The organism is Streptomyces sp. NPDC005070 (genome assembly GCF_053600395.1).
In genome coordinates this window covers 1-15,170 of the sequence record NZ_JBSFZS010000013.1, presented here as the reverse complement: position 1 = coordinate 15,170, position 15,170 = coordinate 1, and the positions used below count along the sequence as shown (strand labels likewise).

The following is a 15,170-nucleotide window of genomic DNA, read 5'->3' as shown; positions in this document are numbered from 1 at the left end:
TGCGGGAATGGGAGACTGACCGGCGGACGGCACGCACCCCGGAGCCGTTGTACGCGAGGACACGGAGGCGAGCGATGGACGAGGCACGGGCGCGGGACGTGCTGGCCGCGGCGAAGGTGCTGCCGGGTCCGGCGCGGGACGCGTCGCTCCTCGCCCTCGGCGAGAACGCGGTGTTCGGCGCCGGTGATCTGGTCGTCAAGGTGGGGCGCGACGCCGAACTCCACGACCGGGCGCGCCGGGAGCTGGCGGTCGCCGCGTGGCTCGCCGAGTCGGGCGTCCCCGCGGTGCGGGCCGCCGAGCCGGAGGCACTGCTGGTCGACGGACACCCCGTGACGGTGTGGCACCGGCTGCCCGACGCCGTCCGCCCCGCCGAGCCCCGCGATCTGGCGGAGCTGCTGCGCGTGGTGCACGCGCTGCCCTCCCCTTCCTTCTCCCTGCCGCTCCGGGAACTCCTCGGCGGCGTGGAGCGCTGGCTGCGGCTGGCGGGCGAGGCGATCGCCCCCGCGGACGCGGCGTATCTGCGGGAGCGGCGCGACGGCTTCGCCGCGGCGGCCGCCGCGCTCGCCCCGCGCCTCCCGCCGGGCCCGATCCACGGCGACGCGCTGCCCCGCAACGTCCACGTCGGCCCGGACGGCCCGGTCCTGGTCGACCTGGAGACCTTCTCCGCGGATCTGCGTGAGCACGATCTGGTGGTCATGGCCCTGTCCCGCGACCGTTACGGGCTTCCCGCCGAGGCCTACGACTCCTTCACCGCGGCGTACGGCTGGGACGTGCGGGCGTGGGAGGGCTGCTCGGTGCTCCGGGGTGCCCGCGAGACCGCGAGCTGCGCCTGGGTCGCCCAGCACGCGCCGACGAACCCCAAGGCGCTGGCCGAGTTCGAACGCCGGGTTGCATCACTGCGGGACGGCGACGAGACGGTGCGCTGGTACCCGTTCTGACCTGCCGCCGGGGTGTCCGTCCGGGGCCGCGCGAGGTACTCGCGCCCAGGGCCCCCGGTTCGGGTCAGACGTGTTCGTCCGCCAGGTCCCGCAGGGGCCAGGTCCCGTCGACGACCGCGTCCGTCTCGCCCTTGCGGCGCAGGAAGGACTGGAAGTCGGCCGCCCAGTCCGCGTACCACTCGATCTGGCGGCCGTGCAGCTCGACCGGTCCGAGGGCCGCGACCTTGGGGTGGCGGCCGGCTATCGCGCAGGCGAGCCGGGCGGCGGCGAGGGCGTCGGCCGAGGCGTCGTGGGCGGAGTCCAGGACCACCCCGTACTCGGTGCAGACCGCCTCCAAGTTGCGCTTGCCCCGGCGGTAGCGGTCCACGGAGCGGTCGATCGTGTACGGGTCGATGACGGGAGCCGGGTCGATGCCGCCGAGCCGCTCGCGCAGCGAGGGCAGTCCGTACCGCCGCAGCTCGGCGGAGAGCAGGGTGAGGTCGAAGGCCGCGTTGTACGCGACGACCGGGACGCCGGTGCGCCAGTAGGTGACGAGGACACCCGCGATGGCGTCGGCGACCTCGTCGGACGGACGGCCCTCGGCGGTCGCGCGCTCGTTCGTGATCCCGTGCACCGCCACGGCGTCGGCCGGGATCTCCACGCCCGGATCGGCCAGCCATTCGCGGCGGCCCAGCGGCTCTCCGTCCTTGACCTCTATCACGGCACCCGTGACGATGCGCGACGCACGCGGATCGGTCCCGGTCGTCTCCAGGTCGAAGCCGATCAGCAGCTCCCGGTGCCAGCCCATGGGCGGCCCCCCTTCTTCGTGGTGCTTTCCCCCAGTGGTCCCCACGATCCCATGAGCCACTGACAATCCGGGGACAGCGTTCTACCGGCCACGAGGAACGGCCTTTTCAGGACACAGGCCGTGAATCCGCCCAAGCCATCTCGAACTCTTCGCGATAGGTGGGGAAAAGCCCCTCTTCGCCGATTTGATCGGGTTTGAGCAGGCGGCTCCCGCCGCGCAGCACCAGGACCGGCGCCTCCATGCCCCGCGTCCGGCGCAGATAGGACTGCACGACCGCGATGCCGTCCGAGCCGTCCCCGTCCACGAGGTACGCGGTGAAGCGGGGCGTCTCGTCGTAGACCTGGATCTCGAAGGCGTCCGGGTCGCGCAGCCTCGACCGCACCCGCCGCATGTGCAGGATGTTCATCTCGACCGACCGGCTCAACTCGCCGCGCTTGAGGCCCAGTTCGCGCTCGCGCCGCTTGACCGCGCTGGACGCGGGGTTCAGGAACAGCAGCCGCGTCCGGCAGCCGGCCTCGGCGAGCCGGACCAGCCGGCGCCCGGAGAAGTTCTGCACCAGCAGGTTCAGTCCGATACCGACCGCGTCGAGCCGACGGGCGCCGCCGAAGAGGTCCTCGGCGGGGAACTGGCGCAGCAGCCGCACCCGGTCGGAGTGCACCCCGACGACGTCCGCGTAGCGGTCGCCCACGAGATCCTCGACGGCGTCCACGGGCAGCCTGCGCGCGGAGGGCACGTCGCTCCCGGCGCCGAGGATCTCCAGGAGTTTCGCTGCGGCCCGCTCGGCCTGGTTCAGGACGGCCTCGGACAGAGCGCGGTTGCGTGACACGACGTTCCGGGTCACTTCCAGCTCGTCCAGGGCGAGTTCGACGTCCCGGCGTTCGTCGAAGTAGGGCTCGAAACACGGCCAGTGCTGCACCATCAGCTCCCGCAACTGGGGCAGCGTGAGGAAACTCAGCACGTTGTCGTCGGCCGGGTCGAGCAAGTACCCCTTGCGGCGGCTGACTTCGCGCACGGCGACGGCGCGCTGCACCCACTCCTGGCCGGCCGGTCCCGCGGCGGCGACCACCCAGTCGTCCCCGTGGACGGGTTCATAGATGGGCCGGAGAACAGCGGCCACGACCGCGCGCAGCCGCTGTTCGACCAGGTTCAGCCAGATATAGGCGCGCCCGGCCCGCTGGGCCCGCGTACGCACCTCGCGCCAGGCATCGGCGCCCCAGTCCAGTTCCGGTCCAATGGATCCCATTTCCATCGGCCGCGCCAGAGACACCGCGCCGGGTGGGACATCTGTGGAGTTCCCCTCGTGACCCTCGTCACCAGCAGGCAGCTCCAGCCCTCCCGAGCCCACCCACGCACCGCCTTCCGCTCCCCCGAGCACTCCCCAGGGGCAAGCCCCAATCAACGATCAAGGAAGGGTACTCCGGGAGCGGCGAGCGGTGCAGCCCGATGCACAGGTCGTTTCCCAACTACCTAGGTTCGACATGCCCGTTCTGGTCCGCGAGCTCCGGCGGAGTGAGCGGATTCATAGCGGTGACGTCACGCGGGGCGATGGAGAATCCCTGCCAGTGGACCGGCATCGGCTGCTGGTCCTCGTCGCGGGCGATGTGGTGGAAGCCCACGTTGACCCAGACCACGGGGTGGGTGAGCGTCTGTCCGTCGACCCACTTGTCGACGGATTTACCGTGCCCGGCACCGCAGTTGCGCAGGTTGTCGCTGGCGAACTGCTCGCACTTGTTGTACTCGGTGAAGTAGACGTCGTGCTTGGTGAAGGCGCGGCCGAGGTACTTGGTGGTCGCGCCCGGGACGAGCTCGTACGAGCGTGCGTGATTGTCCTTGTTCTTGCCGGAGTTGCTGACAAGACGCCACCAGCGCATGTTCTTGGCGTCGCCGGCGAGTTCCTTGCCGACCTTGGTGACCGTGGTCTTGTTGCTGGGGGCCTCCTGGCCCGAAGCGGGCGGGCTGACCACCGAGTCGTACTGCTCGACCTTCGACTTGGACGAGCCGTCCAGGTCGAAGTTGAGCCGCCAGAAGATGTTGTGGCTGTGGCTCGTGGCGTAGTCCTTGGCGCCCTTGCCGAGCGGCCAGCCGCGGCCGTCGCCCGCGTCGTAGTCACCGGGCGAGAGGCTGCCGGTGGCGCCGACGTTCATGTTGAGGGTGCCGTCGTCCTGGAAGCGCCACTCGGTGATGTACTCGTACCAGCCGACCTTGTTGACGGTGTAGATCAGCAGGTCCTTGCCCTGCTTCTGGAAGACCTTGTTCCCGGTGTCGGCCTCCATCCGGTAGGCGTGACCGCGGGAACGGGTCGTGGTGCACAGGCCCTTGACGCTCGCGTGCTGCGGGTCCCAGGCCTCGGGGACCTTGACCGTCTTGATGGAGCCGCCGGGGCACTCGGCGGGGACCATGTCGACCAGGCCCTGCCCGAAGCCGGCGCCGGTCAAGTCGCTGTACTCGACCGAACCGTCGTCGTAGGGGACGTCGATCTGGGCGAGCTTGGCGGTGCTCAGGACCTTGATCGGGGCCGCCTCGCCGGGGGGCTGGTACGAGATGTGCTCCAGGACGAGTCCGGCCTCGCTCTCGTAGTGCCAGCACATCCGCCAGGTGGTGCCGGTGGCGAGCTTCTGTTCGATCCGGTACGCGGCGCTGCAGTCGGCGGCCGGGGCGGGCGCGGACCGGGGCTGGGCGACGGCCGGTCCCGCGGCCGTCGTCGCGCCGGCGGCGAGGGCGAGCGCCGAGAGGCCCACGGCCGCCCGGCTGCGGGCACGGCTGTTTCTGTTGACGCGCATGAAGACATGACTCCTTGCGGAAAGCTGTGAAGGTGGGAAGGACGGAAGGGCGGCGCTCAGCCGAGCCTGCCGACCTTGCGGGCGCTCAGGTCGATCACCAGGTCGCGGCTGTCGATCCAGGGCCCGTTCTTGACCTTCGGGAAGAGCCGGACGCACCGGTGCTCCCCGCAGACGCCGAGGGCGGCCGGCCGGACACCGGGAGTCGCGCGGTAGACCATGCTGTTGAGCATGAGCTGGTCGGGCGAGGTGAGTTCCTTGTCGGTGGCGTCCTTGAAGTCGGCCTTCAGGCCGGCGCCGAGCGGATCGGCGATCAGCAGCTTGGCGGCCTCGGTCATCTCGTCACGGCTGATCGGCGGCTGCACACCGTGCTGGACGCCCGTCTCCACGACCTTCTCGGTGTCGAGGTCGACCGTCTTGGTGACGAGCGTGTCGTCCTTGTAGTCGTAGAACCTGATGTCGGCCCGGCGCGGCGCGTTCGGGTTGTCCAGATCGGCCGTCTCCGGCTCGGCGAGGTCGACTCCGATGCGCTGCGGTCCGCGCGCGCCCTCGACGTTCTCGCTGGAGTTGAAGAGCTGCCGGTTCACCGCGATCCGCTCGGCCCGCCGCATCTCGTCGTCGGTCAGCGGGTCACGGCCCTTGCCCTTGTCCCCCTCGGCCGGCGCCCGCTCGACGACGCCGGGCCGCACGACGCCGCCCTGCCCGTCCTGCGCCGCCTGCTGCGCGGACCCGCCGCTCCCGCTCGTTCCGCCCGATTCGTCGGCCCCCGCCGACCCCGGAAGGGTGATTCCGATCATCACGGCCGTGCCGGCCACCGCGATGGCCGCACCCGCCACCACCTTGCCCAGATGGCGGTGCACTATCTTGCGCACATTTCCCCCTACTCCCCCTACATCTCCAGGAGTCGTTTGAGTCCCACTGGTTCGGCATACGAGATATGCCTGGTCGCGGGGTAAGAGGGATGTAAGGCATGTGAGGTTCCATCACTTTCGGGGAGACTCGGCTCGGACTCGCCCCCAGGGGCACGGAACTACTGGAAGAGTCATATCCATGCAGGTCTGGCCTGGCGAGGCGTATCCACTCGGTGCCACGTACGACGGCGCCGGTACCAATTTCGCGGTCTTCTCGGAGGCCGCCGACCGTATTGAGCTGTGTCTTCTGCACGACGACGGCTCGGAGACGGCCGTGGAACTGCGGGAGACCGACGCGTTCGTGCGCCACGCGTACCTGCCCGGCGTCATGCCCGGACAGCGGTACGGCTTCCGGGTGCACGGGCGGTACGCGCCCGAGCGCGGGCAGCGCGCCAACTCCGCGAAGCTGCTGCTCGACCCGTACGCGCGTGCGATCGCCGGCTCCGTGAACTGGGGCGAGGAGGTGTACGGATATCCCTTCGGGTCACCCGACAGGCGCAACGACCTCGACTCGGCTCCGCACACGATGTCCTCGGTCGTGGTCAACCCGTACTTCGACTGGGGCGACGACCGGCGCCCCCGGACGGAGTACCACCACACGGTGATCTACGAGGCCCATGTGAAGGGCCTGACGATGCTGCATCCGGCCCTCCCGGAGGAGCTGCGCGGCACGTACGCGGCCCTCGCGCATCCGGCGATCATCGGACACCTGACGGAACTGGGCGTCACGGCACTGGAACTGATGCCCGTACACCAGTTCGTGAACGACCACCGGCTGGCCGACATGGGCCTCGGCAACTACTGGGGCTACAACACGATCGGCTTCTTCGCCCCGCACAACGCGTACGCCTCCTGGGGCGACCGGGGCCAGCAGGTGCTGGAGTTCAAGTCGGCCGTCCGGGCGCTGCACGAGGCCGGCATCGAGGTCATCCTCGACGTGGTCTACAACCACACGGCCGAGGGCAACCACCTGGGCCCGACGCTCTCCTTCAGGGGCCTCGACAACGCCTCGTACTACCGGCTGGCGGACGACCCCCGCTACTACATGGACACCACGGGCACCGGCAACTCGCTCCTGATGCGCTCGCCGCACGTCCTGCAACTGATCATGGACTCGCTGCGCTACTGGGTCACCGACATGCACGTGGACGGCTTCCGCTTCGACCTCGCGGCCACGCTGGCGCGCCAGTTCCACGAGGTGGACCGGCTGTCGTCGTTCTTCGACCTCGTCCAGCAGGACCCGGTGGTCTCCCAGGTGAAGCTGATCGCCGAGCCCTGGGACGTCGGCGAGGGCGGCTACCAGGTGGGCAACTTCCCGCCCCTGTGGACGGAGTGGAACGGCAAGTACCGCGACACCGTGCGGGACCTGTGGCGCGGGGAGCCGCGCACGCTGGCCGAGTTCGCGTCACGGCTGACCGGCTCGTCCGACCTCTACCAGGACGACGGACGCCGTCCGCTCGCCTCCATCAACTTCGTGACCTGCCACGACGGCTTCACCCTGAACGACCTCGTGTCGTACAACAACAAACGCAACCAGGCCAACGGCGAGGACAACCGGGACGGCGAGAGCCACAACCGCTCCTGGAACTGCGGCGCCGAGGGCGAGACGGACGACCCGGACGTACTGGCGCTGCGGGGCAGGCAGCGGCGCAACTTCATCGCCACCCTGATGCTCTCCCAGGGCGTGCCGATGCTCAGCCACGGCGACGAGTTCGCGCGCTCCCAGGGCGGCAACAACAACGCCTACTGCCAGGACAGCGAACTCGCCTGGGTGCCGTGGCCGGAGGAGGACAGCGAGCTTCTCGCCTTCACGCGCGCGATGGTGTGGCTGCGCCGGGACCACCCCGTCTTCCGGCGGCGGCGCTTCTTCCACGGGCGGCCCGTCCAGGGCACCCACGACGAGCTCTCCGACATCGCCTGGTTCACTCCTGAGGGCCAGGAGATGACCCAGCGCGACTGGGGTTCCGCGCAGGCCCGGGCGCTGTCCGTCTTCCTCAACGGCAACGCGATCTCCGAGCCGGACACGCGCGGGGAGCGCATCGCCGACGACTCCTTCCTGCTGATGTTCAACGCCTCACCCAAGGCCCTGGAATTCGTCGTACCGGCCGACCACGGCCGCCAGTGGCAGGTCGTCGTCGACACCTCCCTCCCGGAGGGCGTGGCCCCGGGTACGGGCGCCAAGGTCACGGCGGGTGACCGGCTGACCCTGGTCGACCGGAGCATGACGGTGCTTCAGCGGCCCGCCTAGGACGACCGGCCCCTGGTGTCGGGAGCACGCGCGCGTGGACCGCGATTTCCGGGAACACGCGCGCGTCGGCTCCTTCTCAGGAGCAGACGTGCGTGGATCCCCTCCAGGAGCAGGCGCGTGGGCCTCGGACGGGGGTCCGTGCGCGCCCTTCTGGGGGCGTCCGTGACAGAAATCCGGCCGGGCGGGTACGTAGACCCGCATGACACCTGAGCGCCCCGAACCGGCGATCGCGCACTCGGTCGTCCCCAACCCGGTCGTCCCCTTCGTGCCGACCGCCACCTACCGGCTCCAGCTCCAGCCGGATTTCCCGTTCCGCCGCGCCGAGGCCGCCGTGCCGTACCTGGCCTCGCTCGGCGTCTCCCACCTGCACCTGTCCCCCGTCCTGGAGGCCGTCCCCGGTTCGACACACGGCTATGACGTGGTGGACCACGCGCGCGTGCGGGCCGAACTCGGCGGCGAGGAGGGGCTGCGTTCCCTGGCACGCACCGCGCGGAAGCACGGCCTCGGGCTCGTCGTGGACATCGTGCCGAACCACATGGCGATGGCACCGCGCCACAACCACGCCCTGTGGGAGGTGCTGCGCGAGGGCCCCGGGTCGCCGTACGCCCGCTGGTTCGACATCGACTGGGACGCCCAGGACGGCCGGCTGCTGCTGCCGGTGCTCGGGGACCGCCTCGGTTCCGAGATCGGCGAGCTCAAGGTCGACGGCGACATACTGCGCTACTACGACCACGTGTTCCCGCTGCGCGAGGGCACCGCGAAACTGCCGATGCCCCGGCTCCTGGACGCCCAGTGGTACCGCCCCGCGTGGTGGCGGCTGGCCCGCACCGAGCTCAACTACCGGCGCTTCTTCAGCATCTCGGAGCTCATCGGGGTGCGCGTCGAGGACCCCGAGGTGTTCGCGGCGACCCACGCCAAGATCCTGGAGCTCGTCGCGGACGGTGTGATCGACGGTCTGCGCGTCGACCACCCGGACGGGCTGGCGGACCCGGACGCCTATCTGCGCCGGCTGCACGAGGCGACCGGCGGCCGCTGGACGGTGGTCGAGAAGATCCTCGCGGACGGCGAGCCGCTCCCGCCCGCGTGGCCCGTTGCGGGCACCACCGGCTACGACGCGCTGCGGCACGTCGACGGCCTCTTCACGGACGAGGCGGGCGCGAGCCGGCTTCTCGGCCGCTACCGGCGCTTCGCCGGCCCGCAGGCCGACCGGGGCGGCCACTGGGAGAGCACCGCGCGCCGGGCGGCGTACAAGGTGATCACGCACGAACTGGCCGCGGAGGTCGAACGCCTCACCCGTGAGGTGAGCGCGCTGTGCGCCGCGTCCCCCGACCCCGCCGCCCGCGACCACGCCCCCTGGGCCCTGGGCGCCGCGCTGCGGGAGCTCCTTGTCCGGCTGGAGGTGTACCGGCCCTACCCGTCCACGGACGCGTCCCTGGTGATCACGGAGCGGGCCGCCGCCGAGGCCGGGTCGGCGTTCCGGGTGCCCGAGGAGGCGCACGCCGTGGACGTCGTACGGGATCTGCTGATCGGCGACGGCGACGGGCCCGGGGAGGCCGCGTTCCGGGCCCGGTTCGCGCAGACCTCGTCGGCGCTGCGGGCCAAGTCGGTGGAGGACACGGCGTTCTACCGCTACGTGCCGCTGCTGTCGGCGAACGAGGTGGGCGGCGACCCGGGCCGCCCCGCGGTGTCCCCGGACGACTTCCACGCCTACTGCGCGCGCGTGCAGCGCGACTGGCCCGCCACCGGGACCGTCCTGTCGACCCACGACACGAAGCGCAGCGCGGACGTGCGCGCGGCCGTCGCCGTCCTCACCCAGTGCCCGGAGGCCTGGTCCGAGGTCCTGGCCGAGGTGACCGGTGACGGGCTCGGGAGCCCCGACCCGCAGGTGGCGTGGGCCGCGTGGCAGACGGTGTTCGGGCTCGGCCCGGCCACCGGCGAGGGCGGGGCCGGGGTCCACACGGAGCGGGTCCGGGACGCCCTGCTGAAGCACATCAGGGAGGCCGGGACGCGCACCGCCTGGACCGAGCGTGATCCCGCGTACGAGGACGCGGTGACGGCGTTCGTCGCGGACGGGCCGTGCGGGCCCCCTGGACGGCACGTGGCCGCCCTGCGGGCCTCGCTGGGCCCGCATGTGCGGGCGAACGTCCTGGGGGCCGCCCTGGTCCATCTGACGATGCCCGGGGTGCCGGACGTGTACCAGGGCACCGAGGACGAGTATCTGGCGCTGGTGGACCCGGACAACCGGGAGGCGTTCGCGCCGCGCGACCCGTCCGCGGAGAAGCCGGCGCTCACGGCCGCCGCGCTGCGGCTGCGCGCCCGGCGGCCCGACGTCTTCGGCGACGCGGCGACGTACGCGCCACTGCGCGCCGAGGGGCCGGCGGCGGAGCACTGTGTGGCGTTCGTGCGGTCGGGAGAGGTGATCACGGCCGTCACCCGGCTGTCGCTGGGGCTCGCCGAGGCCGGCGGCTGGCGGGACACCGTTCTCGCGCTCCCCGGCGGGCGGTGGGCCGACGTGCTCCCCTCCGGCTCCGCGGAGCGGGAGTTCACGGGGCACGCGCGCGTGGCGGACCTCTTCGAGCGGTCACCCGTCGTCCTCCTGGAGCGCGTCAGCGCGGACACACCGGAAGGGTACGGGGAGAGCGGCTGACCAGGCCCTCGGCGCGCGGCCGGGGCCCCGGCGCCCTGCGCAGGCCCGGCAGCACGGTCAGCAGGGCGCGCAGCCCGGCCTCGGCCGTCAGCCGGGCCAGCGGCTCGCCGAGGCAGTGGTGCGGTCCCGCGCCGTACGCGAGGCCGCCCGGGTCGGCGCGGAAGAGGTCGTAGCGGTCCGGGTCGGCGAACCGGGCCGGGTCGCGGCCCGCGGCGCCGAGCAGACACGCCACGGTGGCGCCCTCGGGTATCGGGCCGATCGGTTCGAGCGCCCGGCGGGGCACGATCTGCACCGGGGGGTCGCGGCGCAGCGACTCGGCCCAGGCGGGGCCCGCCAGTTCGGGGCGGGCGCGGATCAGGTCGAGCCGGCCCGGGTGGTCGAGCAGGTTGGCGAGGAACGACGCGAGGGCGCGCGCGGTCGTCCCGCCGGCCGCGCCCAGCACGGTCCCGGCGAGCCCGGTCACGGTCTCGTCCGGCAGCGGCCGTCCGCCGGGGCGGGCGGCGCACAGCGCGGACAGCAGGTCGTCGCCGGGGCGGGCCCGGCGGCGGACCAGATGGGGGCGCAGATAGGCGTCGAGTCCGGGACCGTGGCCCCCGAGGTGGTCGAGTCCCGTCCGGCACCAGGCGTGGACGCGCGCGGTGTCCTCGTACGGCAGTCCGAGCGCGGTGACGGCGGCGGCGACGGGCAGCCACTGGCAGAACTCGGTGACGAGGTCGGCCTCCTGGCGGCCGGCCAGGCGGCTGGCGAGGACGTGGGCGGTGCGCTCGACGCCCGCCCGGAGGCCGGCCGGCATCCGGTCCCCCAGCGCCGCGGACACGGCGGCCCCGTGCGCGCCGTGTGTGCGGTCCGCCCCGTGGCCCGGCCCGGGTCCGGGTGCCGGCGCGGCGAGCCGCGGGTCCGCGAGCGCGGCGCGCACGTCGGCGTACCGGCTGATCAGCCAGGCGCCGAACGGTTCGTCGTGGACCAGGGGGAAGTCTCCGCGCAGGGTGCGGTAGAGCGGGTGGGGATCGCGCTCGGTCCCCGGGTCGAGCAGGCTCGCGGGGGCGCCCCCGCGAGCGGGGGGCCCGCACGGCGGCGTGTACGGCCCGCACGGCCCGTCCGGCCCGTCCGGCGAGGGGCGGGACGGGGCGGAGGGGCGGGACGGGGCGGGAGTGAACGGGATGACCGACGCGCCCGCAGGGGCCGGTGGGCCGGTGTGGGTCGCCGTCGGGGCGCCTTCGCCGGGAAGGCCGTGTGGACACAGCACCGCGGGCCACCACCTCGGGTCTGCGCGCCGGACCCGCGCGCGGTTGTTCCGAGTGGACCACCGCCCGCCCGGGACCGCAGGTCCCGTACACCCGGACGAGTGAATCGTGTACGTCGAACCGGCTCGTCCGCCGGTGGCGCGCGCGTACGCCGGCCGTCTGCTCCCGGGCGCCCGTTTCCACGGCGCGCGCCCCGGTTCCCCGCAGGCCTGCGGGACGCGGTCCGCTCCGGCCGGGGAAGCCCGCGCACCTACCGCTGCCCGTTGCCAGCGGAAAATGCCACCAGGGCTCCCTCCGGGCCGCGCCGACGCGTCCTTGACAGTTCTCCGAGACCGTGGAGTACTGCCAAAAGCGACGCAGGGCGGACAAGTCGGGGGTGAGTCATCTGCCGGAGTTGCGCTACCCCAGTGTGACCGAAATCGTGTCGTCCGCCTGCGCGCTGGCGGCCCACCGGCCCGATCTCTGCGTCCTCAGGCAAGTGGGCGCCTCCCGCGCGGGCAGGCCCCTCCACCTGCTGTCCGTCGGCCATGCCCGGCACGCGGTGCTCGTCGTGGCGGGGGCCCACGCCAACGAACCGACGGGCGGTTCGACGCTGCTGTCGCTGGCCGAACGTGTGCTGTACCGGCGGGAGTTGCGCCGGGACACCTCCTGGCACTTCCTGCTCTGCGCGGACCCGGACGGGGCGAGCCTCCATGTGACCCCGGCGCCGCGGACCCTCCTCGACTACCACCTGGGGTTCTTCCGTCCGGCCGGACCCGAGCAGCCGGAGTGGTCGCCCTCCGTCCTGCCGCCCGACCGGCTGCCGCCGGAGACGCGGGCACTGACCCGGGTCATCGACGAGGTGCGGCCCTACCTCCAGGTGACACTGCACGGCACCGATCTGGGCGGTAGCTGGGTGCAGTTGACCAAGGACATCCCGGGTCTCGCGGAGCCGTTCGCCAAGTCGGCCGCGGAGCTGCGCATCCCGGTGGAGACGGCCGCCTCGGACGCCGCGGGCTGGCCCGCCTCCGGGCCGGGGGTGCATGTGATGCCGGCGCCGGGCTCGGACACGGCGTACCCGAGCATGCCGGACGACGCCCGGCACAGCACCTGGTACCACGCCCACCGGTACGGCGGTCTGACGGCCGTCGTGGAGGTGCCGATGTGGGCCAGCGACCTGGTGGACGACCCTGCGCCGCACCCCGCGCCCGCGGCGGCGATGCGGCGCCTGGCCCACCGGCTGGTGACGGACGCGGGGCAGGTGGAGGCGGTGCTCGGGCGGGCCCTGCCCCGGCTCCGGGGGCCCGACGGGCCCCTGCTGCGGGCCTCGAAGTGGGCGCTGGACCTGGTGCCGGGGCTCGCCGCGGACTGGTCGCAGCCGCTCCCCGCGGACACGACGATGGCGTACGTGGGCAGTGTGGACGCGTTCGGCCGGCGGATCCCGCTGCGCGCCGCGTCGATGCTGCTGCGCGTCCTCCAGGAGGCCGGCGACCGCGAGGCACCCCACCTCGAAGAGCTGGTCGCCGGCTGGAGCGACGCCTTCGCCGAGCGCTTCCGCGCGCGCTGGGTGCCGCTGGAGAACCAGGTCGAGCACCAGGCCCGTACGGTGATGGCGGCCGCGCGCCACGCACGCGAGGGCGCCGCCTGACTCAGACCGACAGGTCGAACACGGCGCCCGTCTCCGCCCCCATCACACAGGAGTTGGAGAACGCGTGCCGGTAGTCGACCCGGCGGCCCTCCCACACGCCGTACGCCGACGCCGTCACCGGCGCGTAGAGCATCGGGCACATGGCGCCGGTCCGGCGCGGGATGCGGCCGATGTCGCCTGCGGCCGCGGCGAGTTGCCGGCAGGCCCTGGCGGCGTGGGCGTGGCCCCGGGGCGGGTCGCAGAGCAGCAGGACGCCGCGGGTGTCGCCGGAGCGGGCGTCGCCGCGCGTGACGGCGAGGCGGAGCCAGGTGCCGGACAGGCCGTGTCCCGGGGTCGCGTGGGCCGCGGGGGCCACGCCCGCCAGGAGGAGCGCGAGCGGGACCAGCAGGCCGGCGCGGATCGCCCGAAGGGTTGTCGTCATTCCCGGTGCATCGGCACGGTGGCCTGCGCCGTCCACCCGGAATCACCCGAACGGGAACGCGTGCCGCCGGGACGCCCCGCGAGGTCGAACGCGGCGAGCACGACACGCGCCTGGTACTCGACCTGGCGCGCGACCGGGATCCAGCGCGCTCCGCAGCCGTCGCGGTAGTCGGCGCACCACGCGTCGATCAGCCGGTCGAGCTCGGGCAGCGCCTCGCCCGGGTCCCGCCCGGAGGCGGTGACCAACTGGTGCAGCAGCCCGGCCGTACGCAGCGCGACCCGCCGCCCGGCGAGGCGCAGGGCGGTCAGCCGGGCGGTGTCGAGCGAGGGCAGGGCGCGTCCCCCGGCGTCGCGCACGTCGGGGTCCCAGGAGTCGGCGAGTCCGGGGCCGACCAGTAAATAGTCGTCGACGGGCGCGAGCAGCCGGGGCGCTTCGGGCGAGCCGCCGAGGCCGGGCCGCACCCGGGTCAGGATGTCCTCCAGGACCTCGGTGTCGTGCCGCAGTGTGCGGCTGACGGAGCGCAGCACGGCGTCGGGATCGGCGGGGCGCGTCCGGTCCTCGACGGCGCCGACGCCCCACATGGGCGCCTCGACGATCGCGGTGACCGTGCCGTGCGGCTGGGGGTGGAACCAGGTGGAGTCGACCGCGGCCTCCGTGATGGCGGCGGCCAGGTCTCCCCCGCGCGGCGGCGGGACGCGGTAGACGGCGGGGCCGAGCGCCGGCCAGTACAGGGTGTCGTAGGGGCCGAGTTCACGCGGAATGCCGAGGCGGGCCGCGCTGTGCGCGACGCGCTGCGAGAGACCCGGCAGGTCGCGGGTCAGCTCGACGAAGGCACCGCCGACGTCGACGCCGTGCAGGGAGCACTGGAGGAACGGCCTCAGCTCGTCCTGGAGGGCGAGCAGGACCCGGGTCTCCGGCAGGGCGGCGCCGTCCGCGCCGTCGGGCAGCCATTCGGGCTGTTCGAGGAAGCCGGGCCGGAAGAAGTTCCGGAAGTAGTGGCCGAGCGCGTAAGGGCCCTGGAGCCAGGCCTCGTTGCGGCGCAAGCCGTCGGGGTCGAGACAGAGCAGCAGGTTCCAGGTGGCGTCCGCGCCCTCGGTGAGACGGGGGTCGGCGAGGGCCCGTTCGGCCAGCCTGAGGGCGGTCGCGCCGCCGACGGGTTCGTTGGCGTGCGGTCCGGCGACGACGAGGACCTGACGGCTGCCGTGTCCGACGGACAGGAGCAGCAGCGGGGTGCCCGCCCGGGAGGTGCCCACCTGACGCAGCCGGGCCTCGTCGGGGCGCCGGGCGACGAGCGCGGCGGCGCGGACGCCGAGTTCGTCCACGGTCGGGTAGCGGCGGAGTGGCGGCAGGGCACACCTCCACTCGTACGGTGTCGTCGTTTCACCAGATGTACATGAAGTACGCACAGTCAGTCACGAGTCGGGGGGTACGTCAACACCGCTGCGGCGGAAGGATGTTGCGGCCCAGGAAGCCCACCTCGCACGGCTGACGCATCCGCCATGAACAAGGCAAACTGGCCTCGTTGTACTGACAGTTCGGCAGGGGGACAGCGATGGACGGTGTGCCGCGC

The 15,170-nt window shown here is 72.9% G+C and carries 11 protein-coding genes; 4 read left to right on the top strand and 7 right to left on the bottom strand.

The annotated features are described in order from the left end of the window. Positions 1-74: 74 nt before the first annotated feature. Entirely contained in the window at positions 75-938 is an 864-nt protein-coding gene (locus ACWEBX_RS06870; protein ID WP_451883843.1) for a phosphotransferase enzyme family protein, read from the top strand. Positions 939-1,002: 64 nt separating this feature from the next. Here the strand turns inward: ACWEBX_RS06870 and ACWEBX_RS06865 are convergent, their stop codons facing one another. The 4 genes from ACWEBX_RS06865 to ACWEBX_RS06850 all read right to left on the bottom strand — a co-directional run bounded on the left by ACWEBX_RS06865 (position 1,003) and on the right by ACWEBX_RS06850 (position 5,374). After that, positions 1,003-1,725: an exonuclease domain-containing protein gene (locus ACWEBX_RS06865; RefSeq protein WP_451883842.1), complete on the bottom strand. Its 723-nt coding sequence runs from the start codon at positions 1,723-1,725 to the stop codon at positions 1,003-1,005. A 106-nt stretch (positions 1,726-1,831) separates the two neighbouring features. Next, positions 1,832-3,070, bottom strand: coding sequence for an SAV2148 family HEPN domain-containing protein (locus tag ACWEBX_RS06860; RefSeq protein WP_451883841.1), 1,239 nt, complete (start codon positions 3,068-3,070; stop codon positions 1,832-1,834). Positions 3,071-3,188: 118 nt separating this feature from the next. Next, on the bottom strand, positions 3,189-4,505 hold the full coding sequence (locus ACWEBX_RS06855; RefSeq protein WP_451883840.1) for a copper amine oxidase: 1,317 nt from the start codon (positions 4,503-4,505) through the stop codon (positions 3,189-3,191). A gap of 56 nt (positions 4,506-4,561) precedes the next feature. Continuing rightward, positions 4,562-5,374, bottom strand: coding sequence for a Tat pathway signal sequence domain protein (locus ACWEBX_RS06850; protein ID WP_451883839.1), 813 nt, complete (start codon positions 5,372-5,374; stop codon positions 4,562-4,564). Between the two features lie 178 nt (positions 5,375-5,552). On the opposite strand from ACWEBX_RS06850, the gene glgX reads away from it, so the two are divergent. Beyond that, the gene (gene glgX, locus ACWEBX_RS06845) at positions 5,553-7,661 is read left to right on the top strand and encodes a glycogen debranching protein GlgX (RefSeq protein WP_451883838.1); all 2,109 of its coding nucleotides are present in this window, start codon (positions 5,553-5,555) and stop codon (positions 7,659-7,661) included. A gap of 199 nt (positions 7,662-7,860) precedes the next feature. After that, a complete protein-coding gene (gene treY / locus ACWEBX_RS06840) occupies positions 7,861-10,308 on the top strand; it encodes a malto-oligosyltrehalose synthase (RefSeq protein WP_451883837.1) in 2,448 nt (815 codons plus the stop codon). On the opposite strand, the gene ACWEBX_RS06835 is transcribed toward treY, so the two are convergent. After that, the gene (locus ACWEBX_RS06835) at positions 10,268-11,554 is read right to left on the bottom strand and encodes a cytochrome P450 (protein WP_451883836.1); all 1,287 of its coding nucleotides are present in this window, start codon (positions 11,552-11,554) and stop codon (positions 10,268-10,270) included. The genes treY and ACWEBX_RS06835 overlap by 41 nt on opposite strands. 374 nt (positions 11,555-11,928) lie before the next feature. On the opposite strand from ACWEBX_RS06835, the gene ACWEBX_RS06830 reads away from it, so the two are divergent. Then, positions 11,929-13,179 carry a M14 family zinc carboxypeptidase gene (locus tag ACWEBX_RS06830; RefSeq protein ID WP_451883835.1) on the top strand — a complete coding sequence of 417 codons (1,251 nt, stop codon included), beginning with the start codon at positions 11,929-11,931 and terminating at the stop codon, positions 13,177-13,179. A gap of 1 nt (position 13,180) precedes the next feature. Here ACWEBX_RS06830 and ACWEBX_RS06825 read toward each other — a convergent pair whose 3' ends face one another. Then, positions 13,181-13,600: an SSI family serine proteinase inhibitor gene (locus ACWEBX_RS06825; RefSeq protein ID WP_451883834.1), complete on the bottom strand. Its 420-nt coding sequence runs from the start codon at positions 13,598-13,600 to the stop codon at positions 13,181-13,183. Then, positions 13,597-14,922, bottom strand: a complete 1,326-nt coding sequence (locus ACWEBX_RS06820) for a M14 family zinc carboxypeptidase (protein ID WP_451883833.1) — start codon at positions 14,920-14,922, stop codon at positions 13,597-13,599. The genes ACWEBX_RS06825 and ACWEBX_RS06820 overlap by 4 nt, the downstream gene beginning before the upstream one ends. Positions 14,923-15,170: the final 248 nt, after the last annotated feature.

Excerpts from the sequence above, each read along its gene's own strand:
- treY (WP_451883837.1), top strand. The coding sequence starts at position 7,861 with ATGACACCTGAGCGCCCCGAACCGGCGATCGCGCACTCGGTCGTCCCC.
- ACWEBX_RS06825 (WP_451883834.1), bottom strand. The coding sequence starts at position 13,600 with ATGACGACAACCCTTCGGGCGATCCGCGCCGGCCTGCTGGTCCCGCTC.
- ACWEBX_RS06855 (WP_451883840.1), bottom strand. The coding sequence starts at position 4,505 with ATGCGCGTCAACAGAAACAGCCGTGCCCGCAGCCGGGCGGCCGTGGGC.
- glgX (WP_451883838.1), top strand. The coding sequence starts at position 5,553 with ATGCAGGTCTGGCCTGGCGAGGCGTATCCACTCGGTGCCACGTACGAC.
- ACWEBX_RS06870 (WP_451883843.1), top strand. The coding sequence starts at position 75 with ATGGACGAGGCACGGGCGCGGGACGTGCTGGCCGCGGCGAAGGTGCTG.
- ACWEBX_RS06865 (WP_451883842.1), bottom strand. The coding sequence starts at position 1,725 with ATGGGCTGGCACCGGGAGCTGCTGATCGGCTTCGACCTGGAGACGACC.